28 protein-coding genes and 1 riboswitch are annotated in these 25,325 nt (G+C 43.7%); of the genes, 21 read left to right on the top strand and 7 right to left on the bottom strand.

The genetic code is table 11. The features are described from left to right. Positions 1-54 precede the first annotated feature (54 nt). Complete coding sequence (locus NCCP2222_RS07470) at positions 55-1,314, top strand: methionine gamma-lyase family protein (protein ID WP_248511158.1); 1,260 nt, start codon at positions 55-57, stop codon at positions 1,312-1,314. A 39-nt stretch (positions 1,315-1,353) separates the two neighbouring features. On the opposite strand, the gene lexA is transcribed toward NCCP2222_RS07470, so the two are convergent. After that, entirely contained in the window at positions 1,354-1,974 is a 621-nt protein-coding gene (gene lexA, locus NCCP2222_RS07465) for a transcriptional repressor LexA (RefSeq protein ID WP_207961941.1), read from the bottom strand. Between the two features lie 191 nt (positions 1,975-2,165). On the opposite strand from lexA, the gene yneA reads away from it, so the two are divergent. The 6 genes from yneA to NCCP2222_RS07435 all read left to right on the top strand — a co-directional run bounded on the left by yneA (position 2,166) and on the right by NCCP2222_RS07435 (position 6,722). Then, positions 2,166-2,480, top strand: a complete 315-nt coding sequence (gene yneA, locus NCCP2222_RS07460; protein WP_248511157.1) for a cell division suppressor protein YneA — start codon at positions 2,166-2,168, stop codon at positions 2,478-2,480. Further along, positions 2,480-3,139, top strand: coding sequence for a YneB family resolvase-like protein (locus NCCP2222_RS07455; protein ID WP_248511156.1), 660 nt, complete (start codon positions 2,480-2,482; stop codon positions 3,137-3,139). Before yneA ends, NCCP2222_RS07455 begins: the two co-directional genes overlap by 1 nt. Positions 3,140-3,214: 75 nt before the next feature. After that, a complete protein-coding gene (locus tag NCCP2222_RS07450; protein ID WP_248511155.1) occupies positions 3,215-3,448 on the top strand; it encodes a DUF896 domain-containing protein in 234 nt (77 codons plus the stop codon). Between the two features lie 165 nt (positions 3,449-3,613). Next, complete coding sequence (tkt, locus tag NCCP2222_RS07445) at positions 3,614-5,617, top strand: transketolase (protein ID WP_248511154.1); 2,004 nt, start codon at positions 3,614-3,616, stop codon at positions 5,615-5,617. A 211-nt stretch (positions 5,618-5,828) separates the two neighbouring features. Next, positions 5,829-6,278 (top strand): sporulation inhibitor of replication protein SirA, encoded by a 450-nt coding sequence (gene sirA / locus NCCP2222_RS07440; protein WP_248511153.1) that lies wholly within the window; start codon positions 5,829-5,831, stop codon positions 6,276-6,278. Between the two features lie 219 nt (positions 6,279-6,497). After that, positions 6,498-6,722 (top strand): YneF family protein, encoded by a 225-nt coding sequence (locus tag NCCP2222_RS07435; protein WP_238083897.1) that lies wholly within the window; start codon positions 6,498-6,500, stop codon positions 6,720-6,722. A gap of 198 nt (positions 6,723-6,920) precedes the next feature. Here NCCP2222_RS07435 and NCCP2222_RS07430 read toward each other — a convergent pair whose 3' ends face one another. Further along, on the bottom strand, positions 6,921-7,853 hold the full coding sequence (locus tag NCCP2222_RS07430; RefSeq protein ID WP_248511151.1) for an alpha/beta hydrolase: 933 nt from the start codon (positions 7,851-7,853) through the stop codon (positions 6,921-6,923). A 14-nt stretch (positions 7,854-7,867) separates the two neighbouring features. Continuing rightward, positions 7,868-8,770, bottom strand: coding sequence for a hydroxymethylglutaryl-CoA lyase (locus NCCP2222_RS07425; protein ID WP_248511149.1), 903 nt, complete (start codon positions 8,768-8,770; stop codon positions 7,868-7,870). 108 nt (positions 8,771-8,878) lie between these two features. On the opposite strand from NCCP2222_RS07425, the gene NCCP2222_RS07420 reads away from it, so the two are divergent. From NCCP2222_RS07420 to NCCP2222_RS07410, 3 genes are all read left to right on the top strand, one after another. Further along, on the top strand, positions 8,879-10,063 hold the full coding sequence (locus tag NCCP2222_RS07420) for an acetyl-CoA C-acetyltransferase (RefSeq protein ID WP_248511147.1): 1,185 nt from the start codon (positions 8,879-8,881) through the stop codon (positions 10,061-10,063). A gap of 23 nt (positions 10,064-10,086) precedes the next feature. Further along, positions 10,087-10,344, top strand: a complete 258-nt coding sequence (locus tag NCCP2222_RS07415; protein WP_238083889.1) for a YqkE family protein — start codon at positions 10,087-10,089, stop codon at positions 10,342-10,344. 795 nt (positions 10,345-11,139) lie between these two features. Next, positions 11,140-11,301, top strand: coding sequence for an aspartyl-phosphate phosphatase Spo0E family protein (locus NCCP2222_RS07410; protein ID WP_248511145.1), 162 nt, complete (start codon positions 11,140-11,142; stop codon positions 11,299-11,301). A gap of 80 nt (positions 11,302-11,381) precedes the next feature. On the opposite strand, the gene NCCP2222_RS07405 is transcribed toward NCCP2222_RS07410, so the two are convergent. Then, positions 11,382-12,476 carry a branched-chain amino acid aminotransferase gene (locus NCCP2222_RS07405; RefSeq protein WP_248511803.1) on the bottom strand — a complete coding sequence of 365 codons (1,095 nt, stop codon included), beginning with the start codon at positions 12,474-12,476 and terminating at the stop codon, positions 11,382-11,384. Between the two features lie 232 nt (positions 12,477-12,708). Here NCCP2222_RS07405 and NCCP2222_RS07400 point away from each other — a divergent pair, with 232 nt between their 5' ends. Both NCCP2222_RS07400 and NCCP2222_RS07395 read left to right on the top strand, forming a co-directional pair. Further along, positions 12,709-13,821, top strand: coding sequence for an NAD(P)/FAD-dependent oxidoreductase (locus NCCP2222_RS07400; RefSeq protein ID WP_248511143.1), 1,113 nt, complete (start codon positions 12,709-12,711; stop codon positions 13,819-13,821). Between the two features lie 27 nt (positions 13,822-13,848). Further along, positions 13,849-14,604 carry an exodeoxyribonuclease III gene (locus tag NCCP2222_RS07395; protein WP_248511142.1) on the top strand — a complete coding sequence of 252 codons (756 nt, stop codon included), beginning with the start codon at positions 13,849-13,851 and terminating at the stop codon, positions 14,602-14,604. 55 nt (positions 14,605-14,659) lie between these two features. Here NCCP2222_RS07395 and NCCP2222_RS07390 read toward each other — a convergent pair whose 3' ends face one another. Then, positions 14,660-14,959: a KGG domain-containing protein gene (locus NCCP2222_RS07390; protein ID WP_248511137.1), complete on the bottom strand. Its 300-nt coding sequence runs from the start codon at positions 14,957-14,959 to the stop codon at positions 14,660-14,662. A gap of 231 nt (positions 14,960-15,190) precedes the next feature. Continuing rightward, positions 15,191-15,292, top strand: a riboswitch (purine riboswitch). 132 nt (positions 15,293-15,424) lie between these two features. Between NCCP2222_RS07390 and NCCP2222_RS07385 the strand changes: the two genes are divergently transcribed. Further along, positions 15,425-16,009: a xanthine phosphoribosyltransferase gene (locus NCCP2222_RS07385; RefSeq protein ID WP_248511135.1), complete on the top strand. Its 585-nt coding sequence runs from the start codon at positions 15,425-15,427 to the stop codon at positions 16,007-16,009. Then, entirely contained in the window at positions 16,006-17,319 is a 1,314-nt protein-coding gene (locus NCCP2222_RS07380; RefSeq protein ID WP_248511133.1) for a nucleobase:cation symporter-2 family protein, read from the top strand. Before NCCP2222_RS07385 ends, NCCP2222_RS07380 begins: the two co-directional genes overlap by 4 nt. Positions 17,320-17,410: 91 nt before the next feature. On the opposite strand, the gene NCCP2222_RS07375 is transcribed toward NCCP2222_RS07380, so the two are convergent. Together NCCP2222_RS07375 and NCCP2222_RS07370 are read right to left on the bottom strand one after the other, a co-directional pair. Beyond that, on the bottom strand, positions 17,411-17,707 hold the full coding sequence (locus tag NCCP2222_RS07375; protein WP_248511132.1) for a hypothetical protein: 297 nt from the start codon (positions 17,705-17,707) through the stop codon (positions 17,411-17,413). Between the two features lie 130 nt (positions 17,708-17,837). Beyond that, the gene (locus NCCP2222_RS07370; RefSeq protein ID WP_309295948.1) at positions 17,838-18,749 is read right to left on the bottom strand and encodes an aldo/keto reductase; all 912 of its coding nucleotides are present in this window, start codon (positions 18,747-18,749) and stop codon (positions 17,838-17,840) included. A gap of 81 nt (positions 18,750-18,830) precedes the next feature. Here NCCP2222_RS07370 and NCCP2222_RS07365 point away from each other — a divergent pair, with 81 nt between their 5' ends. The 7 genes from NCCP2222_RS07365 to spoIIAB all read left to right on the top strand — a co-directional run bounded on the left by NCCP2222_RS07365 (position 18,831) and on the right by spoIIAB (position 25,323). After that, entirely contained in the window at positions 18,831-19,367 is a 537-nt protein-coding gene (locus NCCP2222_RS07365; protein WP_248511130.1) for an NUDIX hydrolase, read from the top strand. 659 nt (positions 19,368-20,026) lie between these two features. Then, a complete protein-coding gene (gene fur / locus NCCP2222_RS07360) occupies positions 20,027-20,485 on the top strand; it encodes a ferric iron uptake transcriptional regulator (protein ID WP_184206555.1) in 459 nt (152 codons plus the stop codon). A 185-nt stretch (positions 20,486-20,670) separates the two neighbouring features. Then, positions 20,671-21,567: a site-specific tyrosine recombinase XerD gene (gene xerD, locus NCCP2222_RS07355; protein ID WP_248511802.1), complete on the top strand. Its 897-nt coding sequence runs from the start codon at positions 20,671-20,673 to the stop codon at positions 21,565-21,567. Between the two features lie 113 nt (positions 21,568-21,680). After that, complete coding sequence (gene deoB / locus NCCP2222_RS07350) at positions 21,681-22,874, top strand: phosphopentomutase (protein WP_248511125.1); 1,194 nt, start codon at positions 21,681-21,683, stop codon at positions 22,872-22,874. A 14-nt stretch (positions 22,875-22,888) separates the two neighbouring features. Continuing rightward, the gene (locus NCCP2222_RS07345; protein WP_248511800.1) at positions 22,889-24,187 is read left to right on the top strand and encodes a pyrimidine-nucleoside phosphorylase; all 1,299 of its coding nucleotides are present in this window, start codon (positions 22,889-22,891) and stop codon (positions 24,185-24,187) included. A gap of 349 nt (positions 24,188-24,536) precedes the next feature. Then, a complete protein-coding gene (locus tag NCCP2222_RS07340) occupies positions 24,537-24,887 on the top strand; it encodes an STAS domain-containing protein (RefSeq protein ID WP_248511122.1) in 351 nt (116 codons plus the stop codon). Further along, on the top strand, positions 24,877-25,323 hold the full coding sequence (gene spoIIAB, locus NCCP2222_RS07335) for an anti-sigma F factor (protein WP_238083862.1): 447 nt from the start codon (positions 24,877-24,879) through the stop codon (positions 25,321-25,323). The genes NCCP2222_RS07340 and spoIIAB overlap by 11 nt, the downstream gene beginning before the upstream one ends. Positions 25,324-25,325: the final 2 nt, after the last annotated feature.

Here is a 25,325-nt window from a genome sequence, read left to right as displayed (position 1 = left end):
CGCAACTAGACTGTTAAGATAATGTAGTGAATACTAAAGGAATGAGGAACAAAAATGACTACCTACGATGAAACAACCTTACTGCAGCGTGCCGAAGAAGTAGAAAGCATGATTGCTCCATATGTCAAAGAAGTGGAGCAGAACGCTTTTACGAATCAGAAAAAAGTGCTGGCAGCTTTCCGTGCCAATGCGGTCAGCGATTTCCATCTTACCGGTTCAACGGGCTACGGCTACGACGATACCGGCAGGGATGTACTGGAACGAGTATACGCGGATGTATTTGGAGCGGAAGCGTGCCTAGTCCGCAATCAAATAATATCAGGTACGCATGCCATCTCCATCAGTCTATTCGGCGTCCTCCGTCCAGGCGACGAGCTCTTATATATTACAGGCAAACCATACGATACACTGGATTCAATTGTATCTGGCAAAGGAAAAGATACCGGATCTCTTGAGGATTTTGGCATTACATATAAACATGTTGACTTAAAGAGCGATGGAACATTGGATTTCGACGAGATAGCAAAGCAGATCGGACCGAAAACAAAAATGATCGGAATCCAGCGTTCGAAAGGATATTCAAACCGTCCTTCCTACAGAATCGACGAAATAGAAACAATGATTTCTTTCGTAAAATCAATTAATAGCGAGCTAGTCGTCTTTGTGGACAACTGCTACGGTGAATTTGTAGAAACGAAAGAGCCGACAGAAATCGGCGCAGATCTGATGGCAGGATCACTCATCAAAAATCCCGGTGGCGGACTTGCCCGTACAGGCGGTTACATCGCAGGCCGGGCGGATCTAATTGAGAAATGTGCATACCGTATGACTTCACCGGGACTCGGGGCAGAAGCAGGAGCCTCCCTCGATACGTTATTGGAGATGTACCAAGGTTTCTTCCTGGCTCCTCACGTAGTGAGCCAAGCGGTTAAAGGAGCTCTTTTCACGTCCGCATTTTTGGAAAGCTACGGATTTGATACAACGCCGCATTATGAAGTAAAGCGCACCGACTTAATCCAATCAGTCAATTTTAAGACAGCTGACCAAATGATCGCATTTTGTAAAACAATCCAAGAGAACTCGCCGATCAATTCCCACTATTCACCTGAACCTTCCTATATGCCTGGATATGCAGATGACGTCATAATGGCTGCGGGCACATTCATACAAGGCTCCAGCATTGAGCTGACAGCTGACGGTCCGATACGACCTCCATACACGGCCTACGTGCAAGGTGGATTGACATACGAACATGTAAAAGCGGCAATTATCGCATCCGTTGCTAAACTGGCTGAAGCAGGATTGATACGATAAGAAAAAGCTGTTCCCGTAATCGCAACGGGAACAGCTTTTTTAATGAATTAGTCGATAGACGCCAATTACCTTGCCCAGTATGGACACAGAATTGACGATAATCGGTTCCATAGATGAATTTTCTGGTTGCAGGCGGAAGTAATCTTTTTCTTTATAGAACCGCTTAACAGTCGCTTCATCCTCTTCAGTCATGGCTACGACGATTTCGCCATTATTGGCAGTGTGCTGTTGTTTCACGACAACATAGTCACCATTCAGAATGCCGGCTTCAATCATACTGTCACCGACAATTTCGAGCATGAACAATTGGTCATCAGAAGTGCCGTACGTCTCCGGAAGTGGAAAGTATTCTTCTATATTTTCAATTGCAGTAATAGGTTGTCCTGCTGTAACCTTTCCGACTAATGGAACGTGGAGAACGCCTGGCTTCAATGCATCAAGCCCCTCCGGATCCAATATTTCAATTGCTCTTGGTTTAGTCGGGTCCCGTCTAATGAACCCTTTGCTCTCTAGCCTGGCCAAGTGGCCATGAACGGTTGAACTGGAAGCAAGGCCGACCGCTTCTCCGATTTCCCGTACGGATGGCGGGTACCCTTTTAACCGAACTTCCTCTTTAATAAATGTCAAAATGTCCTGCTGTCTTTTAGAAATTTTCTTCAAACGTCTCACCCCTCTAATCTAGTCATACTCGAAAGATTGCTAACGCACATGACCGAATGTTTCCTTACCGATAGTATAACAGGTGTTCGGTTAAATGGCAAACAGAGGTTCGAAAATAGGTTGACAACGGAAATTCCCTACCCTATAATGAGAACAAACATTCCGAACAGACATTCTAGGAGGGCGTTCTAATGAGATTCTTACAAAAATACATATTTCTGATTTTAATTATGGCGACAAGCATTGCATTCACTTGGATCGGAACTTACAAACACAAAGAACCAGCAATATTTACAGAAATAACAGTATCGGAAGGCGACACGCTATGGCAGCTGGCCACCAAGCTATCCGATGGCAAGAAAATTGATAAGTGGATTGATGATGTGATGGCTATGAATGATTTGGATTCTTCTTTCATCCGAACAGGTGATCGGTTAAAAGTGCCTCAAGTTAAAACGGTTCCTGTCGAGATGGATCATTTCGAGCTGGCTGGAGAAGGAAAATAATGAGTGGCCGGATGCGGTGCGTTTTATATACTCGTGTGAGTACGGAAAAAAATGAGCAAGAAATTTCCCTCGTAAGGCAACAAGAAGAGCTGGCAGCACTTGCCGCAGAGATGGGTTATGAGCTGGTGAACACTTTCTCTGATAAGCATAGCGGCTATGATATGGACAGGGAAGGTCTGCTCAGCCTTCTTGAATTTGTAAAGCGGGAAGGCATTGAAGCCGTTCTGATCCAGGACGAAACACGGCTGGGAAGAGGGAATGCCAGAGTCGCAATTTTACACTTGCTTGCGAAGACAAATACGACTGTCATTACAAATCATGACAGCGGCCCGTTGCAATTGAATGAGATGGATACAATGTTATTAGAAATATTATCTATCGTGGAAGAATATCAGCGTAAAATTCATAACGCGAAAATTAGACGTGGAATGAAAAGAGCAGTTAAACAAGGATACCGGCCAGAAAAGAACTTGAAGAACAAAGGAAACAGCGAAGGCCGTGAACGATTGGACGTCCCTACGGAAGAAATTGTTTCACTCCGGAAGAAAGGACTGACTTTCGAAGAAATTACAGGTATTTTGAAAGGGCTTGGCCATTCCATCAGTAAAGCGACAGTCCACCGGAGATATAAAGAATATGAAGAACAGCAGGAAGGCTGAATGGTTGCACTTCCTGCTGTTTTTGTATACTTTTTATGATAGCGGTATATTCGAATCTTTAGGAGGACCACAGAAATGCTATCAGAAGACAAAATTAAACGAATCAACGAGCTTTCGAACAAATCTAAGACAACAGGGTTATCGATAGAAGAGGCAAGGGAACAAACCGCTTTACGTAAGGAGTACTTGCAATCATTGCGGACTTCCATGAGAAATACAATTGAGAGTGTGAAAGTGATTGATCCAGAAGGGAACGACGTGACACCTCAAAAGGTCAAAGATGCGCGCAATAAAAAGTACCCGAACTGATAAGTTGAAAGTTGATGTCAGACTGAATCGAGATAAAGTGATAGAAATTGAGTTTTAGGGCAAGCCGGTCAAACTCGATTTGTATTTCTCCTTCATTTTGACTACACTAGAATGGGAATACTTTAATTTGATCTACTAGAGATGGAAACGGGAAGGATGACAGACATGACCGAACAAATCGATCAACTAGCCATTAATACCATTCGCACATTATCAATTGATGCGATTGAAAAAGCAAATTCAGGACACCCTGGATTGCCGATGGGCGCTGCTCCAATGGCATACACTCTTTGGACGAAACATATGAAACATAACCCAACAAATCCTGAATGGTTCAACCGGGATCGTTTTGTCCTCTCTGCTGGGCATGGCTCAATGCTACTTTACAGCTTGCTCCATCTGAGCGGATACGGACTTTCAATGGATGAAATTAAGAACTTCAGACAATGGGGATCCAAGACACCAGGACACCCTGAGTATGGACATACAGCGGGCGTTGAAGCGACAACTGGCCCGCTCGGTCAAGGGATCGGAATGGCGGTCGGTATGGCGATGGCTGAAAAGCACCTGGCAGCCACATACAATAAACCAGGCTACGAAGTAGTTGACCATTATACGTATGCTCTATGTGGCGACGGAGACCTTATGGAAGGGGTAGCAGCCGAATCAATCTCATTGGCTGGTCACCTCCAATTGGATAAACTTATCGTTCTTTATGACAGTAATGACATTTCTTTGGATGGCGAGTTGGATATGTCATTCACTGAAAACATTCAAAAACGTTTTGAATCATATGGCTGGAATTATATCCGAGTCGAAGACGGCAACAATATCGGTTTAGTCTCTAAAGCAATTGAACAAGCGAAATCAAACTCAGGCGGACCGACAATGATTGAAGTGAAAACTGTCATCGGCTACGGCTCTCCGAATAAATCTGGCAAAGCGGATGTCCATGGTGCACCGCTTGGCGAAGATGAAATGAAGCTGACAAAAGAATATTATAAATGGACTTACGAGGAAGACTTCCATGTTCCCGATGGTGTATATGAAACATTTAAAGAAGCAACAGACCGTCTCGGCGTACAGGAAGAACAGCGCTGGAATGACCTTTTTGCTCAATACGAAGCAGAACACGCCGATCTTGCGCAGCAATTGAAACGTGCAATCCGTAACGAAATTCCAAGCGAAGTCACAGAAGCATTGCCTTCTTATGATGCGGGCAAATCGGTTGCGACCCGCTCCGCTTCAGGTGATGCTATCAATGCAATTGCCAAGAAGCTTCCATCCTTCTTTGGCGGAAGTGCCGATTTGGCCGGTTCTAACAAAACGTCAATGAAAGGGGAAGGCGACTTCCTGCCAGGAAACTATGCTGGCCGAAATATCTGGTTTGGTGTTCGTGAGTTTGGAATGGGTGCGGCACTCAATGGTATGGCGCTACATGGCGGTTTAAATGTGTTTGGCGGTACGTTCTTTGTCTTTAGTGATTATGTTCGACCTGCTATTAGACTTTCAGCGCTAATGGGCTTGCCGGTCACATACGTCTTCACTCATGACAGCATCGCTGTAGGGGAAGATGGACCGACACATGAGCCGGTAGAGCACTTGGCTTCCTACCGTGCGATGCCAGGACTGAACGTCATTCGTCCAGCAGACGGTAACGAAACTTCAGCTGCCTGGAATATCGCAGTCACATCACAAGACACACCGACATTACTCGTACTTTCCCGTCAAAACTTGCCGGTTCTCGAAAAGTCCGGTGAATTGGCGATGGAACAAGTGAAAAAAGGTGCATATGTCGTTTCGCCAGCAGGCAAAGAAGCCGCAGATGCTATTTTGATCGCAACGGGTTCTGAAGTAGGACTGGCAGTTAAAGCACAAGAAAGCCTAAAGAACGAAGGAATCGAGGTTTCCGTCGTTTCCATGCCTTCCTGGAATCTGTTTGATCAGCAAGATGAAGCGTATAAGGAAACTGTTTTGCCGAAATCCATTACGAAGCGTCTGGCTATTGAGATGGGATCATCCCTCGGCTGGCACAAGTATACGGGAACTGAAGGGGATGTCCTCGGCATCGATACTTTTGGAGCTAGTGCCCCTGGAGACACAGTAATTGAGCAATATGGCTTTACAGTTGAGAATGTTGTTAATAAAGTTAAAAAGTTGATTGGTTAATAATGAAGAAAAGCGTTGGGACTTAGATCCCTTCGCTTTTTCTTTATGTATCCATACACATCGTTTGAATTTACATGAAATGGGTATAGAAGAGTAATTAAAATTGATTGAATAATCATATTCATACGACAATAATAGTGAAATTATTTAACACAAACTGACAAGTTTTTCATTTGACATTGTGTAGGATAGAGCAAAGGGGGTGATGGTTGTGAGATCTTACGAAATTTACAAAGTGAAAAATGAATATCTATCATTTATCATAGGGCGGGAACGTTTACTCTATGATCTGTTAAGAGAAGAAACAAATCATCAGCAACCAGCTCAAGAGATCCAATACTTATGCGATCATATTGAAGAATTGACAATTGACGAGGCCATCATGGATCATTTAGGCAAAAACTTTTCTTCTGTTGAGGCAGACGAAGGTTCCTATCGATTAACGCATCCAATGAAAGGTTCTATCTATATCTCGGTGTCCCCTTATTCGGTACAAGCCTATTGCGATGGCTCAAGAATGCTCGATTTGGATCTGTTTGTCGCGTTGTCCGGTTCACATGACCGGTACTTTGCGGTAATGGAAGGTGTGGGTGAGTGGGGATGGCTGAAGCCTGTCAAACATGCCAATCACTTAGTATCCGAAAAGATGATTTCTTTTTAGTAATAAATGAACCGCGTAAAAAGGGCCGTCCCTGAAATGCACCCCATATATAAGGTGCCATTCAGGGACGGCCTTTGTACATATGAGGATAATAAATAAGTATAGAGGAAAGGAAAATAACGATTTTGCATGGAGTCATTGCCATATTGCATCCCGATGTTGTATAATCCATCATGGTGGAGTAAACTTGATTTTGGTAAGTGAAGGAGGTAAAAGCGGATGGGCACGATTTGGGTAATCCTAATTGCTGTCGTCGCATTAATTGCTGGTGTGGCCCTTGGATTTTTCATGGCACGTCAATACATGATGAAATATCTAAAAGAAAACCCGCCAATCAATGAGCAAATGCTGCGCATGATGATGATGCAAATGGGACAAAAACCTTCACAAAAGAAGATTAATCAGATGATGGCACAAATGAACAAGTTGAATGATAAGAAATGATTGTAAATCGTGAGTAGGAAACGATTTAACAAGGATCAAAACTTTGAATGCTTGTTCGTGTTCATAAAATGGATATATCTTTCTTGGTATAATTCAATTAATTTGGACAAGTCATCTTTCTTATCGTAATGGTTGATAAGGAGGATGGCTTTTTGATTGCCCTGAATGTCGTTACATACAATAAACCCGTCCATGTATTTAGGACGGGTTTATTAAATGGTAATCTGTTAAAAAACGTTGAAGCGTTTCTTCGTAGGCTTCCGGATTTTCATTGAACGATTTGGCATGTGCACCTTTTTCGAAAAGTTTCATTCTCTTTCGGTCAGGCTTTAATTCATACAATTCTTTCGTCATATCTGGCAAAATAAAATCATCCTCCAGGCTATGAATGAATAGCATCGGCTTCGTCACTTTTCCGATTACTTCGCGAGGCGAAACCAATGTGGTCGTATAGCCATCACGAATCTTTAGAAAGAGATTGGCGATGCGCAGCGTCATTCTCGAGCGCAGCGGTGTATTAATTCGGAGGATATGCAGAATTTGCTCCGAGAAATCGGAAAACGGACAATCTACAATATAAAAGTCGGCTTCTTCTTCAAATTCTCCGCCGTACAATATGGTAGTGGCAGCACCCATGGATTCACCGTGAATGCCTAAAATCGCCTCGCTGCCGATTTGTTTCCGGACAGCATGGACAATTGCTTGCAAGTCCTGCTTTTCATAATACCCGAAGCTCGTTGTTTTACCTCCTGAGTCGCCATGCCGGCGATGGTCATAGACGACAGAATTAAAACCGAGCCTTTCAAATAGCCGGGCATACTTCATGGAATTGATTTTATTTTCCGTGACGCCGTGGCAAATGATGACGGTCTTCTTCGTATCAAGAGGTTTCAGGAAGACGGCTCGCAGCGGATACCCGTTTGGGGAATCAATCCATAGGTCTTCTTTTCGGACGGTTTCATACCAATGCTCATCAAACCGTTTCGCGCCAACTTCCCGCTTCAAAATGACATCGCTGTCTTTTAATTTCATATACATTAGGCGATTCGTAGCGATGAAACCCAGTATGGAAAGCAGGGCTGTGGTGACACTGCCGATCAACCCGGTGATATATACGATACGCCTCTTCAATCCCTCAACTCCTTTTACAACTGGCCGTTCTTATACAATCTATACATTCCTGAATCGATCGGTCTTGAAACATGCGGAGCAATAAGATCGATCGCTTCACAAACTTTTTTAACATCTACTCCTGTTTGAATGCCTAATGTATCGAGCATATGTACAACATCTTCAGTTGCTACATTGCCAGTAGCGCCAGGAGCGAACGGACAACCGCCTAATCCGCCTGCGGAAGTATCAAAACGGTCAATTCCCGCTTGCAGTGATGCAAAAATGTTGGCGAGTGCCATTTTCCTTGTATCATGAAAATGAGCCGTCAGTAATACATCGGAAAATGTATCTTTCAATAACATGAACAATTCATAGCATTCCAGTGGATTTGCTCTGCCAACTGTATCGGCGACACTTAATTCGTCGACTCCCATTGAGACGAAGTCGGCACATAACGATTGGACATCCTTGCTATTAATTTTACCCTCGTACGGACAGTAAAATGCGGTGGAAATACACGCTCTGACAAAGATATTTTGCAATTTCATGTTTTTAATGACGGGCTCAAGTGCCAAAACAGCATCTTTCGTCGGGCGGTTAATATTTTTTTGGTTGAATGAATCACTTACACCGACAAAGACAGCAATGCTTTTGGCTCCCGCTTCAAGTGCCAGCTGTGCCCCTTTTTCATTCGGTGCCAGCACAAATTGCCGGCCGACTTTAGTTGTTTGAGTAACAATCTCCTTGGCGTCCGACATTTGCGGCACCCATTTCGGCGATACAAATGAAGTGAGCTCCATTTCATCAATGCCAGCCTGCTGCAGACGGTCGATGAAGGCCAACTTGTCATCGGTATCCACCTGTCTTTTTTCATTTTGCAGGCCATCCCGAGGTCCAACCTCGATAATCGTCACTTTCTTTGGTAAAATGAACATAACTTCCCCTCCCGCTTTCATTGTACTTGACGTCGAAAGGGGACGGCAATTAGGAAGGTCTTGGAAAGAGGAACAGGGGAAAAGTGAAAGAGAATGAGGGGGATTTTCATGACGAAAGAGGTAGTAATTGTTAGTGCAGTTCGTACAGCAATTGGATCTTTTTTAGGATCATTGAAAGACGTTTCGGCTGCAGAGCTGGGATCCATTGTTATTAAGGAGGCAGTCAAGCGGGCGAACATCAAGCCTGATCATGTCGATGAGGTCATTATGGGGAACGTGCTTCAAGCCGGAAATGGCCAAAATCCCGCAAGGCAAGCTGCAGTGAAAGCGGGTCTGCCCGAAACCGTGCCTGCCATGACAATCAATAAAGTTTGCGGTTCTGGCCTGAAAGCAGTCCATCTGGCGAGACAAGCCATCGTGTCAGGTGATGCGGATATTATAATAGCAGGCGGCATGGAAAATATGAGCCAGGCACCCTATTTAATGAAAAATGCAAGAGAAGGATTCAAAATGGGAGATCAAAAACTAGTAGATAGTATGATAGCGGATGGACTTTGGTGCGCTTTTAATGATTACCATATGGGAATGACAGCTGAAAATTTATGCGACCGTTATACCATCTCACGCGAAGAGCAGGATGCGTTCGCGGCGGACTCACAAGCGAAAGCGGCAGCAGCCATAGAAAGCGGCCGATTTAAAGAAGAAATCGTTCCTGTTCAAATTCCACAACGGAAAGGTGACCCGATCATCTTCGAGACGGACGAATATGTCAAAGCAGGAACAACGGCCGAGAAATTATCAAAGCTGCGTCCTGCTTTTAAAAAAGAGGGAAGCGTGACGGCAGGCAATGCTTCGGGGATCAATGATGGTGCAGCTGCCTTTGTGATCATGTCGAAAGAAAAGGCAGAGGAACTCGGAATTGAACCGCTTGCTGTAATTACAGCAAATGCGAATGCAGGTGTAGACCCTTCCATTATGGGAATTGGTCCAGTCCAAGCAGTAAGGAATGTACTGGATCGGGCGGGGATCGGGTTAGATGAAATCGACCTAATCGAAGCCAATGAGGCATTTGCGGCTCAATCCTTGGCAGTTGACCGAGAGTTGTCCTTCAATAAAGAAAAACTAAATGTCAATGGCGGCGCAATTGCCCTCGGCCATCCAATTGGTGCGAGCGGTGCGCGCATACTCGTCACACTGCTTCACGAGATGAAGCGCCGTGACGCAAAAACGGGACTCGCCACATTATGCATTGGTGGCGGACAAGGCGTTGCTACGATTGTCCAGCGCCCTTAATAGAGAAAGGGAAATGAACGAATATGGCAAAAAAGAGACAGAAACAAACTCAATCACACGCACCCAAAAAAGAAAAAGAAGAAAAACTGACGCTGTCAGACTCGTTGAATGAAGACATATTGGCGAAGTTAAAAGCGACCAAAATGGAACTGTCTGCTAAAGAAAAAGCGGAAGAGGAAAAAAGACAAGAACAATTGAAGCGCGAAAGGCGAGAAAAAGAGAAGAATAAGAGTTTTGCCGAACTGCTTGATGAGTATGGGGATGCGGGCTCCAAATTTTAATATGCAGCAATTCATAAAAAGGACTGTCCAGAAGTCAGCGCAATATGACCTCTGATCAGTCTTTTTTGATGGACGCTATGACTCCGTTCCAGGTTTACCAAGTAAATGAATCAGTACATTCACACGGGGCATGTATTAAGCAGATGGTAGTTTGAGAACACTAAGGGGAATTGAAGGAAGTTTGGCGTAATGTATGAGTCGGTGGTAAAGACCCGAGAGTCGGTGGTAATACCTCACAAGTCGGCGGTAAAGTGCCGAGTCGGTGGTAACACCTCTCAAGTCGGTGGTAAAGTGCCGAGAGTCGGTGGTAACACCCCTCAAGTCGGTGGTAACACCCCTCAAGTCGGTGGTAAAGTGCCGAGAGTCGGTGGTAATACCTCTCAAGTTGGTGGTAAAGCCCCAAGAAGCGGTGGTAAGCCACTCACAGTCAGTGGTAAAGCGGTCGCCCAGGTAATACGAACACTCCCGGCAAACATATGAGCGTTTCCAATGCATATACGAGCACTAACAGCAACATACGAAATATTCCCACCACATACAAGCTCTCCTGTCAATAACGCGTTCATCTCCCATTCGAGCAATCTGCCATAAAACAATGCAGTTGTGGTCTAATCCACTCACCTATTGTCAAGTCACACACCGAAAGTACGAAAAAACCATTGCAATTGTGGCAAATTTGTGAACATGCAATAAAAAGTAGGTAATCTAATCAAAATCCGACATTCTTTTTAAATTTAATGAAGTACGATAGGACAAGTGTGAAAAAAACATTGAAAAGTATGGAGGAAGCGGGTCGTGAAGGACAATTTGAAAAAAGAGTTGTTGTCATTACAAATTCAGATGATGCGGATCATGATGTACAAAATGGCGAAGCGAAATGGATTTACACACCCAGATGTCATAGCATGCAGTCAAGATTTAGACAAGCTTTTAAACCGTTATCAAAAAATTGCCTAGAAACATACATTCGGAAGCTGTTATGCCGAAGAAAAAAAGACGTCGATTCCAAAAATGGAGTGGACGTCTCTTTTTTATTATCATGCTAGTTTCGCATATTCTTGAACGATTTTTTGTACCCAGTTGAAAGGGTCTTCTTCTTGGCCAGTTTGAATATTAGTCAGCGTATTGTATAGTTTCATGGAAAGGTCGCCTGTTTTTCCATTATTAACGATCATTTTATAGCCATCCCAATTCAATTCACCAACAGGGGAGATGACGGCTGCGGTACCTGTTCCGAATACTTCTTCCAAAATTCCCTTTTCATACGCATCCCGAATCTCTTCCATCGAAATCTTTCTTTCAGAAACGGGAATCTCCCAATGACGAAGCAAATCAAGAATGGATTTTCGTGTTATCCCTTCTAAAATGCTGCCATTAATAGCGGGTGTGATGATTTCTCCGTTAATTTTAAAGAAGATGTTCATGCTTCCTACTTCTTCAACATACTTTCGTTCTACTCCATCGAGCCAAAGGACTTGGGAATAGCCTTGCTGATCCGCCACTTCTTGAGCCTTCAGTCCGGCTGCGTAATTTCCAGCTGTCTTAGCGCCGCCGGTACCCCCTTTAACTGCTCGGACAAATTCATTTTCCACGAGGATCTTGACAGGATGAATCCCTTCTTTGTAATAAGAGCCGACAGGGGAAAGGATAATGATGAACTGATACTTTCTTGCCGGTGCTACTCCAAGAAACGCCTCTGTCGCGATGACGAACGGTCGGATATACAAGGATGTGCCTTCCAATGTCGGAATCCAGTCTCTCTCAATCCGTAAAAGTTCTGTCAACCCGTGCAATGCTGAGTGCTCATCAATTTTTGGCATGCATAATCGGTCTAATGAGAGGTTTAACCGTTTCATATTCTCTTCAGGTCTGAAGAGCCGAATTACACCTTCTTCATTTTTATAAGCTTTCATGCCTTCAAAAACGGTTTGTCCGTAGTGGAACACAATGGAAGCAGGATCTAAGGAAATCGGTTCGTACGGGACAATTCGGTGGCTGTGCCAACCTTTTCCTTCTTCAAAGTCCGCAACGAACATATGATCCGTGAACGTTCTACCGAATACAAGCGTCTCCGCATTCGGTTTCTCTTTTTTAGTTTCTGCTAGTTTTACTTGGATGGGCGTTCTCGTCATAATCATCAAATCTCCTTAACATAATCGAATAGTTTTCCAGCCTTATGCCAATCGTCAAAATGGTTCGCGTCTTATAATTATCGAATAGAATCATTATACTGCTTTTTTTGAAAAAATAAAGAGCTGAATAGTAAAATTATTTATTAAATTTTGAAAGCGTTTTCATAAAGCGAGTTTGTAATTCGCTTGAAACGCAAGTACAATAAAGAAAAGCGTAAAATTGGGTGGTTGAATGAATCAAATTGTCATTATCGGAGGAGGCATTTTAGGTGCTTCCGCGGCCTATCATTTGAGTGGACGAGGAAGGGATGTCATGCTCATAGATCGGAAGGATTCCGGACAGGCGACAAATGCTTCAGCCGGAATCATTTGTCCCTGGTTGTCCCAGCGCAGAAACAAAGCGTGGTATCAGCTGGCACAGGCCGGCGCAGCCTATTATGAAGAACTTATTCCTATGCTGGAATCAAAAGGCTTGGAGACGGGTTACAGTAAAGTTGGGGCCATTAGTATTCATACCGATTCAGAGAAACTGACAAAGATGGAGGAACGTGCACGCCAACGTAGGGAGGAAGCGCCTGAAATCGGTGATTTGCGTCAGTTGGATGAAAATGAAACGGTATCGCTATTTCCGTATCTCTCCAACCGGTATACTTCTTTGTATGTGAGTGGTGCAGCGCGGGTTGATGGCCGGATGCTGCGTGACGCATTGCTAAAAGGTGCCGAATTGAAAGGACTTAGAATCATAAATGGTTCCGCATCCCTTCAGAAAGACGCAGAAGGAAACGTAGAAGTCTGGTTTGATAACGATAGAATAGAAGCGAAACAGGTAATTATTACTGCGGGGTGCTGGGCTGGTGAACTGACTCGTCAAATTGGCATACCAATTGAAGTGAGAGGTCAAAAAGCTCAAATCGCCCATATGAAGGCAGCAGATAACGGAACTGCTGCATGGCCGGTCGTTATGCCTCCAAATGACCAATACATGTTGGCCTTTCCTAATGGAAAGATAGTGGCAGGCGCAACCCACGAAGATGAACATGATATGAATGATAAACCGACATTAGGCGGCATTCAGGAAGTATTGAATAAAGCGTTAGACATTGCACCTGCATTGAGTGATGCTGAGTATATCGAGACTAGGGTCGGTTTTCGGCCATTCACCGCCGGCTTTTTGCCAGTGATCGGGAAGCTGCCGGATGTTTCAAATGTTTTATTTGCCAATGGCCTTGGTGCCTCTGGTTTGACAGTTGGGCCCTATTTAGGGAAGCAGCTGGCTCTTATGGCTCTTGAGGAAGAAGTGGAGATCGACGTATCAAAATATCCAGTCGAAAGTACGCTCCATTAATTTACAGATAGAATAGTAGGGATGGAAATGAAACTAGTGTCTTGGAATGTGAACGGACTACGGGCTTGTGTAAAAAAAGGATTTCTCGAATATTTTGCCGAAGTAGAAGCAGATATTTTTTGTGTACAAGAGACGAAATTACAAGAAGGGCAAATTGATTTGCCGTTAGAAGGATATTACCAATATTGGAACTATGCATTGAAAAAAGGCTATTCCGGTACAGCCATTTTTACAAAGGAAAAACCCATCGGAGTCTATTATGGAATCGGTGAGGAAGATGGCGAAGAGGAAGGGCGCATCATAACAGCAGAGTTTGAAAATTTTATTTTGGTTAATGCTTATGTTCCCAATTCGCAGCGTGATTTGGCGCGCCTTCCTTTTCGATTGGCTTGGGAAGATAAAATTCGGGAGCATCTGACAAATCTCCTTGACCGAAAGCCGGTCATTTATTGCGGCGATTTGAATGTGGCCCATCAAGAACTGGATATAAGGAATGTGAAATCGAATATCGGCAATTCTGGATTCACATACGAAGAAAGAAGTAAGATGGACTTGTTGTTAAAAGCAGGGTTTATTGATTCATTCAGGCATTTTTATCCCGACAGGGGAGAAGCATTTACGTGGTGGTCGTACATGAATAAGGTTAGAGAACGAAATATCGGTTGGCGCATTGATTATTTTCTTGTTTCTCATCATCTACAAAAGGGGATGAAAGGAGCCGGCATCGACCATCACATCATGGGGAGCGATCATTGCCCTGTTGTACTTGAGCTGGAAATATAAAAACGGCAGACAACATAAACTTGTTGTCTGCCGTTTTATAAATTGAATAGAAGAATTAGTTGTTATTATTGTTATTGCCGTCTTGTTTAGCGCGAGCTTCTCCGCCTTTACGGCCAATTTCTTCGTAGAAATCGCGGTCGTGATTTTTAGCAGTAGCTTCTCCGCCTTTACGGCCGATTTCTTCGTAGAAATCACGGTCGTGTTTCTTAGCAGTAGCTTCTCCGCCTTTACGGCCGATTTCTTTGTAGAAGTCGCGGTCATGGTTTTTAGCAGTAGCTTCTCCGCCTTTGCGGCCTGCTTCCTCTAGTGACATTTTTCCTCTGTTATCGTTATTATTTTCGTTGTTTCTAGCCATTTTACATCGTCTCCTTTGTTTAAAATTGTTGTTGTAACTTACACTTCTTATATAGCCTGATATGAGTTTTCTAAACTAATTTTTCGCATTAAAATAGTGTTCTGGGTATTTGTTATTTTTGTGATAAAAAAGTTACATAGACGTAATGTTTAGTGATTGTTTTTCGAAAAATAGAAAATCAATTTTCTATTTATTGCCCTGTTGAAATTTCGATTTCACATGTTATACTGAAAACATTCTAAAACATCCACTCATATAATCGCGGGGATATGGCCTGCAAGTTTCTACCGATTTGCCGTAAACAAATCGACTATGAGGAAGCAAAGGAAAGAAGGCTTGCCATTTGGTATGTCCTTTATACTTCGTTCGCTGTTAGCACGGAGGCCTTGCTCCACTCATGTCATGATTGGATGCACGGTCAACGGGCTTTTTTGTTGATTGTGAAACAAATAGGAGGAAGTATACGTGAAGAAGCTAGAAGACAAAATTAGCAAGAATGGCAAAGTACTGTCAGATCAAATCTTGAAAGTCGACTCATTTTTGAATCACCAAATCGATCCTGTTCTCATGCAAGAGATCGGTAATGAATTTGCGGAAAAATTCAAAGGGGAAGGGATAACTAAAATTGTTACTCTGGAATCCTCTGGCATTGCACCCGCGATGATGACTGGACTCGTATTAGGGGTTCCAGTAGTGTTTGCAAGAAAGAGAAAGTCTCTCACTTTGATCAATGAATTATATTCGGCTAGCGTTCACTCGTTTACTAAAGAAGAAAAAAATGAAATCTCAGTATCTAAAGATTATCTTTCACAAGATGATCATGTTCTTTTAATAGATGACTTTTTGGCGAATGGCCAAGCTGTTGAAGGACTTTTGTCTATTGTGGAACAGGCAGGAGCAAGCTTAGCCGGAGTTGGTATCGTAATCGAAAAAGGATTTCAGCCGGGTGGCGAGATGATACGTAATCGTGGCATCCGTGTGGAATCATTGGCCATTATTCAGTCGTTGGAAAATGGTAAAGTCTCCTTTGCAGAGGGGTCAACTCTATGAAATCCGCGTTACTTGGATTCCAACATTTACTCGCTATGTATGCAGGAGCGATTCTCGTTCCCTTGATTGTCGGAGATGCAATTGGCTTGACGCCAAAACAGTTGACTTATTTAGTATCCATCGATATTTTCATGTGCGGTATCGCCACATTGCTTCAAATCATGACCAACCGCTTCTTTGGTATTGGTTTGCCTGTAGTACTTGGATGTACATTCACAGCGGTCGGACCAATGATTTCAATCGGGGCGAAATATGATGTTTCTGCAATTTATGGATCCGTCATCGCGTCAGGCTTGATTATTGTATTGATCAGCCGGTATTTTGGGATGCTAGTGAAGTTTTTCCCGCCGGTTGTCACAGGGTCCGTCGTAACAATCATTGGTGTGACACTCATACCAGTTGCTATTAACAATATGGCTGGTGGAATGGATTCACCCGATTTCGGTTCCACTGCCAATGTTTTATTGTCCTTTGGCACTTTGTTCTGCATTATTTTGATATACAAATTTTCAACAGGTTTCATCCGTTCGATTTCCATCTTACTTGGGCTTGTAGCTGGAACAGTAGCTGCCATGTTCATGGGTGTTGTGGATTTTACAAATGTTCATGAGGCATCACTGTTACATGTCGTCGTGCCATTTAAACTCGGTATGCCTTCGTTCCATTTGCTTCCAATTATTACGATGACACTCGTGGCAATGGTTTCCCTTGTTGAATCGACGGGTACTTATTTCGCGTTGAGCGATATTTGTGATAAGGAAATAACAAAAGAGGATTTGGCGAAAGGGTATCGTTCGGAAGGCCTGGCATCCGTTATCGGCGGGATATTTAATGCCTTTCCTTATACGACGTTTTCTCAAAATGTCGGACTCATGCAATTATCTGGCGTGAAATCGAGAAAAATCATTTTGATTACTGCCATCATGCTGATTTCACTAGGGTTAATGCCGAAAATTGCAGCGATTACGACAGTGATTCCGACATCTGTTCTTGGTGGAGCTATGGTAGCGATGTTTGGCATGGTCATTTCACAAGGAATTAAAATGTTGAGTAAAGTGGTCATGGAGTCACAGGAAAATGCAATGATTATTGCCTGTTCAGTAGGTATCGGACTTGGCGTCTCAGTCGTGCCTGATTTATTTAGCATGTTTCCTGAAGAAGTCCAAATATTGACTAGCAATGGCATTGTGACAGGAAGTTTGACAGCGATCGTTCTCAACATTCTTTTCAATATGCTGCCAGTTAAAAAGAATAAAAAAGTGACAAGCCCTGCAGTAGAGAAAGAGGCTGAAGTGGCACACTTGCAATAATAATATAGAGCTTTATAACATGAAAAGGCGAAGGGGATCAGTTAGTTGATTCCCTTCGCCTTTTGCTTTTTTAGCATCATAGACATGGTGCTTATTTGCTGCCATCTGTATCGGTGCTAGTGTCAGTATCGGTGCTAGTGTCTGTATCCGTGCCAGTGCCGTCAGTTTCAGTATCTGTTCCTGTACCATCTGTATCAGAATCCACATCTGTATCAAGATCCACGTTCGTATCCGTGCCTGTACCATCGTCCGTTTCAGCAGGTGGGTTGTTTACATCCAGGTTTGTATCATCGTCATCATCGCCGCATGCTGCAAGCATGGAAACAGATAGTAAAGCTGCCGCGCCTAGTTTCAACCACTTCTTATCATTTGTAATTGTAAAATTCATAGTAATCTCCTCCGTAATCCTTAGTTAGTAATTGTAGTAGATGTTGCTACTCTAATGAATACCCACAATTACTAACCTTAATCATTACAAAAGTATTTCGGAAAGATTACAAACTGCCTATTTTTTATTATTAAACTCTGTGTTCCTGATAACGATCCTGTCTAACGGTGTTTTTTAAGTCCTCGATAACCGTGTTGTCCATTTCTCTTTCATATGAGACGATCGAATCGAGCAATTGTTTTTTGGAACTGGCTCCAACGAGCACACTTGATACAACTGGTTGAGTTAAATTGAAAGCAATTGAGGCTGCGTGAATATCTTCTGTCTTCTTATTTAGCATGGTAAGTGTCTTATATAGATCATTAGCTGAGTACGTGCCAAAACCATCGGACTTCTCTGCGCGTTGTAAACCGTCCATCGTGAGAAAACCTTTTGCCAGCGTTCCTCTCGTAATTATTGACACGCCAAAGTCCGATATCATCTTGAACCATTCTTCCGGACGTCTGTCGAGGAGACTGTATTGCATCATCACAGATACGGCTGCACTCTTTTTAAGGAAGCGTTCAATGACATTGGGGCGTATCGATGAGATGCCGTATTGTCTAATCATCCCTTCTTTTTTTAATGTTTCCATCGCATCGATTGCATCCTCTGCATTATCTTCCATTGTACCGCCATGCAATTGATACAGATCAATATAATCTGTACCGAGTCGCAGCAGGCTGTCCTTGACGGCCTTCATAATATGTTCTTTAGAGGGGTTCCATGTCCAGCTGCTACCGTCGGAATTCATTTGATTGCCCACTTTGGTAGCCAGAATAATTTGATCGCGCTTTGTTGTGAGTAAATTGCCAAGAAGCTGTTCGTTGCGGCCGCCGCCATAAAGGTCGGCTGTGTCAAAGAAATTAATTCCTGCTTCCAAGGCAGTTTCGATAATTTCCGATGCTTCCCTTTTGTCTGCAGGAAGAGACATGCAGCCAAGTCCGAGTTCTGAAACATATAATTCACTATTTCCCAATCTTCTTTTTTTCAATAAAAGCACCTCCCGTTTTGTTCATGTTACAATGTCAATGTAAAAAGGAAAAGCAGCATGCTTGATGACAAAGAAAGGTTGTGAGAAACAGTGATTCATACTGAGAAAACAGTTGCCAGCAAGACGATTTATGAGGGAAAAGTCATTTCTCTACGTGTAGAGGATGTTGAGTTGCCAGATGGAAAGCTGGCGAAAAGGGAACTCGTCAAACATCCCGGTGCAGTTGCTGTGTTAGCAGTAACAGCGGAAGGCAAACTGGTCTTTGTGCGTCAGTTCAGAAAAGCTCTTGAGCGGACACTTGTAGAAATACCGGCAGGGAAAATTGAACCCGGTGAGGACAAGCGGATCACGGCGATCCGGGAGTTGGAGGAAGAAACAGGGTATCATGCACAGCAATTCGAATACATTCAGTCCTTTGCGACTTCGCCGGGATTTGCGGACGAAGTCATTCATTTATATGTTGCGACAGGTCTGCAAAAAGTGGAAAATCCGGCAGCGGGTGATGAAGATGAATTCATTGATATTTTGGAATGTACAATAGAAGAAGCCGAACAGCTGGTGGCAGATGGCCAAATTTTCGATGCTAAAACGCTGTATGCAATTCTTTATGCGAAAAATATGAAATAGGTGGGTTATTTAAGAGTGGACAAGCATAAGGTGTACAAATGAAACGGAGGTGCATCTCGTGGTCCGCTCCTTATCTATCATCCATTTATTCGTCATACTGTCCATTGGTTATATCGGAGGTGCTTTGCTTTTCCGGGAAATTAGTGTAGAAGCATCAGAGAGCTTATTATATTTCCTAGATAGAAGGATTATTGATCAGGAAGCGTCCATTTTTTGGACATTGCTCTCGGTTGTCTTATTTTTCGCTGTCGCATATCTTTTCTCGATCCAACGGAAGACTCGTCCTATTGTTTTGCTTGTCGGCGCATTAAAGGGTGTAATCTTTGGTTTATCATCCTCTTACTTGCTGTCAACAGGTATGGGCATGTTCCAGTATGCTGTTTGGTGGTTTCCTTTCCAATTCATCATATGCTTTCTGCTATTAATATATTGTGTGGTTCTTAGCCCTCCATATTTTGAGAGAATGCATTCCCGCAAGCGTCGGAATCTACGTCCGCTGCCTATTGTGCTCACTTTTTTTATCTGTATTCAAATAGTGGAGGCGCTTATTTACCAAATCTTCATTAGATAGATCGTAAACCTGTCCTGGTGTTTTCCTTTCTGTTGTCACACGGATTGACCATTTGCTATAATGGTTTCAGTGTTGAGGGGGGCGTCGTATGGAAAGCCGGATAGAACGGATAAAAAAACAACTGCACGGGGCCAGCTATAAGTTGACGCCACAGCGGGAAGCGACCGTTATGGTCCTTTTGGAAAACGAAGAAGATCATTTAAGTGCAGAGGACGTATTTCTACTAGTAAAAGAAAAAGCACCTGAAATTGGCCTTGCTACAGTATACCGTACATTGGAATTGTTAACCGAACTGAAAATCGTCGATAAAATAAATTTTGGAGATGGGGTCTCGCGTTACGATCTGCGCCAGGAAGGTGCCTCTCGTTTTCATCATCATTTAATATGTCTTGAATGCGGTAAAGTGGACGAAATCCAAGAAGATTTATTAGGAGATGTTGAGAAGATCGTGGAAAGCCGATATGGCTTCAACGTAAAAGATCATTGGCTTACTTTCCACGGCATATGTAAAAGATGCCGAACTGCAGGCCCCGACAAAAAGAAGTGATATGGGATGGCGTTATGCTATCCCTTTTGTCGTTTCGTATTGTATTTCCCATTGCGCATACATAGTGGACAAGACTCTTTGTTTCCCCTGGAGCAAGTAATGCGCTGAGCGTACGACTGGAGGACAGGGCCTTCATTTACTTTAGGAAAAAAGGAGGGATATCATTGGAAACAGCCGGTGCTATTTTGAAAGATGCCAGATTTGCTTTAGAGGACTATTTACATTTTCTGCGGGTAGAAAGGCAGCTTGCGAAAAACACTCTTGTATCCTATCAACGAGATTTACTGGATTACATCCTCCATTTGGAAGGGCAAGGGTATGAATCTTTTGAGCAGATTGACCGGGCAGTTATCCTTCTTTATCTTCAGAAGCTAAAAGACCTTGGAAAGTCGACAAGAACCATCTCGCGCCATATTTCTTCCATCCGCTCCTTTCATCAATTCCTAGTAAGGGAGAAAGTATCGACGCATGACCCTACTGTTCATTTGGAAATGCCGAAATTGGAACAGAAATTGCCTCGTGTCCTTTCCATATCGGAAATTGATGCACTGATCAATTCACCTGATTCCTCGAAACCGCTAGGGAAAAGGGATGTCGCTCTACTCGAATTGATGTATGGGACAGGGATGCGCGTCAGCGAATTAATAGGACTCAATATGGAAGATTTACATTTGTCCATGGGGTTTGTCAGGATCTTTGGGAAAGGATCAAAGGAGAGAATTGTCCCGCTGGGGGCAGGAGCGATCAGAGCTTGCCAGATATATGTGGAGACGGCTCGTCCTGAGTTATTGAAGGGGAAGAAGGCCGATGCGCTTTTTTTGAATATGCGGGGCACACGGTTGACTCGCCAAGGTTGCTGGAAGATACTAAAAGGCCATGCAGCAGAGGCAGGTATACAGGCAGAATTGACTCCCCATATTTTGCGCCACTCTTTCGCGACTCATTTAATTGAAAATGGGGCTGATCTTCGGGCGGTGCAGGAAATGCTAGGTCATTCGGATATATCAACGACTCAAATCTACACACATGTCAGCAGGGCCAGACTGAAGGATGTTTACGTCAAGTACCATCCGCGTGCCTAAAATATCTTATGAGTGGTTGAAGCAATGTGTTTAGGAGAAGGATATATTCGCTATGAAAGCGATTTACGTAAAATAGGCAGGCGGTATTTATTTACTGAGGAGGATATTATTATATGGATAACAAGAAATTTGCAAGAATACACCTAATCGTACTCGACTCTGTCGGTATTGGAGAAGCGCCGGATGCGGCGGAATTTGGAGATATTGGAGCAGATACGCTCGGCCATATTGCGGAACGGATGGGCGGATTAACAATGCCTTCTATGGCTGAAATGGGATTATCCAACATTAAGGAGATTGAAGGGGTTCCAGCGATGGAATCACCAACTGCTTTCTATGGGAAAATGCAGGAGGCTTCTGTCGGCAAAGATACGATGACAGGTCATTGGGAAATGATGGGTCTCAATATCGATAAGCCATTTAAAGTCTATCCAGAAGGCTTCCCGGAAGAGCTTATCAACGAGCTGGAAGAAAGAACAGGCCGCAAGGTAATTGGAAATAAACCGGCAAGCGGAACGGCCATTATTGATGAGCTTGGCGAGGAGCATATGAAGACAGGGGCCATCATTGTCTACACATCTGCTGATCCTGTGCTGCAAATAGCAGCCCATGAGGAAATCATACCAATTGAAGAGCAGTACCGTATTTGCGAAATTGCAAGGGAACTGACACTGCGGCCAGAATTCTTGGTTGGACGCATCATAGCCCGCCCGTTCGTTGGCCAGCCGGGTAATTTTACACGGACTTCCAATCGGCATGACTATGCTCTGAAACCGTTTGGCCGGACTGTGATGAATGAACTGAAAGATGCAGGATATGACGTCATTGCAGTCGGTAAAATCTCTGATATTTTTAATGGCGAAGGCGTGACGAAAGCTGTCCGTACGACAAGCAATATGGATGGTGTCGATAAGCTTGTGGAAGAAATGAAGCAGGATTTCAGCGGACTGAGCTTCACCAATTTAGTTGACTTTGATGCCTTATTCGGTCATCGAAGAGATCCGATCGGCTATGGCAACGCGTTGCAGGATTTCGATGCCCGCCTGCCAGAAATCATCGGTGCACTCCATGAAAACGATTTATTAATCATTACCGCGGATCATGGCAATGATCCGGTTCATAGCGGCACAGATCATACGAGAGAATTTGTTCCACTATTAGTTTATTCGCCTTCATTAGCTTCAGGGGCAGAATTGCCGCTGCGCAAAACTTTTTCTGATGTCGGTGCGACAATTGCAGAGAATTTCGGCGTCAAACTGCCTGAGTTCGGCGATAGTTTCTTATCTTCATTAATTGAAAAGGTGTGATTCGATTGTTCAGGATGGTGGATATAATTGAAAGGAAACGAAATGGAGAAGTCCTTTCAAAAGATGAGATTACATTTTTTGTGACAGGCTATACGAATGGTTCCATTCCAGATTATCAGGCGAGTGCCTTATTGATGGCGATTTACTTCTCGGGAATGAATGCAGAAGAACAAGGCTACTTGACGATGGCGATGGTCGAATCAGGCGACCAAATTGATTTATCTGCTATTGAAGGGATCAAAGTCGACAAGCATTCAACTGGCGGTGTTGGCGATACGACGACACTGATCCTTGCCCCTTTAGTTGCGGCATGCGGTGTTCCGGTAGCCAAGATGAGCGGGCGTGGACTTGGCCATACGGGGGGGACGCTCGATAAATTGGAGTCAATTGAAGGATTCCATATTGAGCTGACGGAAGAGCAATTTGTCAATCAGGTAAATCAATTGAAACTGGCAGTGATCGGGCAAAGCGGCAATTTGACACCAGCGGACAAGAAACTATATGCTCTTCGGGACGTCACAGCGACTGTGGAAAGTATTGCACTAATCGCTAGTTCGATCATGAGCAAGAAAATAGCAGCGGGAGCTGACGCGATTGTTTTAGACGTCAAGACAGGCGAAGGCGCTTTTATGAAAACGCTAGAAGATGCTGAGAAGCTTGCCTCGGCCATGGTTGCCATTGGCAAGCAGGTGGGCAGAGAGACGATGGCGGTCATTTCGGATATGAATCAGCCCCTCGGATACGCAATCGGCAATGCATTGGAAGTAAAAGAAGCGATCGATACGCTAAAAGGAGAGGGGCCGGATGATCTGACGGAGCTATGCATCGCTCTCGGTTCCAAAATGATTATGGCAGGCGGAAAAGCATCTTCCATGGAAGAAGCGAAAACGATGCTGCAGAAAGTCATTGAGGATGGATCAGCTCTTACACTCTTCAGTAAAATGATAGCAGCGCAAGGCGGCAATTCTGAAATTGTACACAATCCGGAGCTAATGCCAAAGGCAGACTACCAAATTGAAGTGCCTGCACCAGCGACGGGTTATATTACCAAGATGGAAGCAGACGAAATCGGAGTTGCGGCGATGCTGCTGGGTGCCGGAAGAGCAACAAAAGAAGATGAAATTGACTTGGCTGTAGGAATTGTTTTAAATAAGAAGATTGGTGATCATGTGGAAAAAGGTGAAGCTCTCGCGGTTATCCATTCCAATCGGACAGACGTCACATCTTCACTTGAGATGCTGCAAAAGCATATTCATATCGGCCAGGAGCAAGTCGATAGACCAACATTAATTTATAAAACGATAATGAACTGAAAAGTAATTGGAAACTGTGAAGACACATTGTGTGCTTCACAGTTTTTTTCTTGTACAAAAACACAGGCTTCGACATCAATTTCTTTATTGAATACTGGCAATTGCTTTAACTGAATGTTGTTTCATAGCTGTATTATTGTTTCTATATAGCGGCTGCTGCCTGCAGACATTCAATAAGTTCCAATTTCTTTCCCAACATGTGTAAAAGATTTAGGATATGGACATGCTTGAATACGTAACAGATCTGTGTCGAAATATAGAAGGTTGGAAAGTAGTATGACTAGTTCTGTCACGTGGAAGGATTTCGCCTGACGGATGTTGAATGTTCCGCTACAAGGAGGGATTCAGCATGGCTGAGATTAATACTATTGATGGAATTGTTGTGGTTACATTATCTGGAGAGTTGGACAATCATGAAGCAAACCGGATCCGTTCGACGATCTCCTCTTCGATTTATGCCGGACAAGTAAGAGCGATCATCTGGAACTTGGAAAGGTTAGCATTCATGGATAGCGCGGGAATCGGCCTGATTCTCGGGAGAATGCGTGACCTGGTGCCGTATAACGGAGAGACCGTCATTCTGAATCCGTCAGCCACGATGGAGAAGATATTCAATTTTTCCGGTTTAGGTTCAATGATCAGACATTGCACGGTGGAGACTGCACTAGGTGAAATCGGAGGGGTTTTACATGAGAAATGAAATGACATTATCTTTTGTCGCAATTGAAGAAAACGAGGCGCTGGCTCGAATGGCAATGACTTGTTTCATTACGCCGCTCGATCCGACTCTTGAAGAGATTTCAGAGTTTAAGACTATCGTATCAGAAGCGGTGACCAATGCGATTATTCATGGGTATGAATGCGATGGCACAAGCTTAGTGACAATCCATGCCATTATGGATGAAAACAAGGTGACAATGACTGTGCAAGATGAGGGGAACGGAATATTTGATGTGGAGCAGGCGATGGAACCCATGTTTACAACCAAGCCGATGATGGAAAGATCCGGAATGGGCTTTACGATTATGGAAAGCTTTTCGGATCAATTAACCGTCGAGTCTACGGTAGGGCATGGAACTGTCGTGAAATTCGAAAAAACATTTTCTCCGGTGACGGAAGCAAGCAGTATGAGGTGACC

The sequence above is a fragment of the Sporosarcina sp. NCCP-2222 genome, assembly GCF_023168145.1.
GTDB lineage: Bacteria > Bacillota > Bacilli > Bacillales_A > Planococcaceae > Sporosarcina.
The sequence above is the reverse complement of the archived record's forward strand: the minus strand, read 5'-3'. Positions and strand labels throughout refer to the sequence as shown.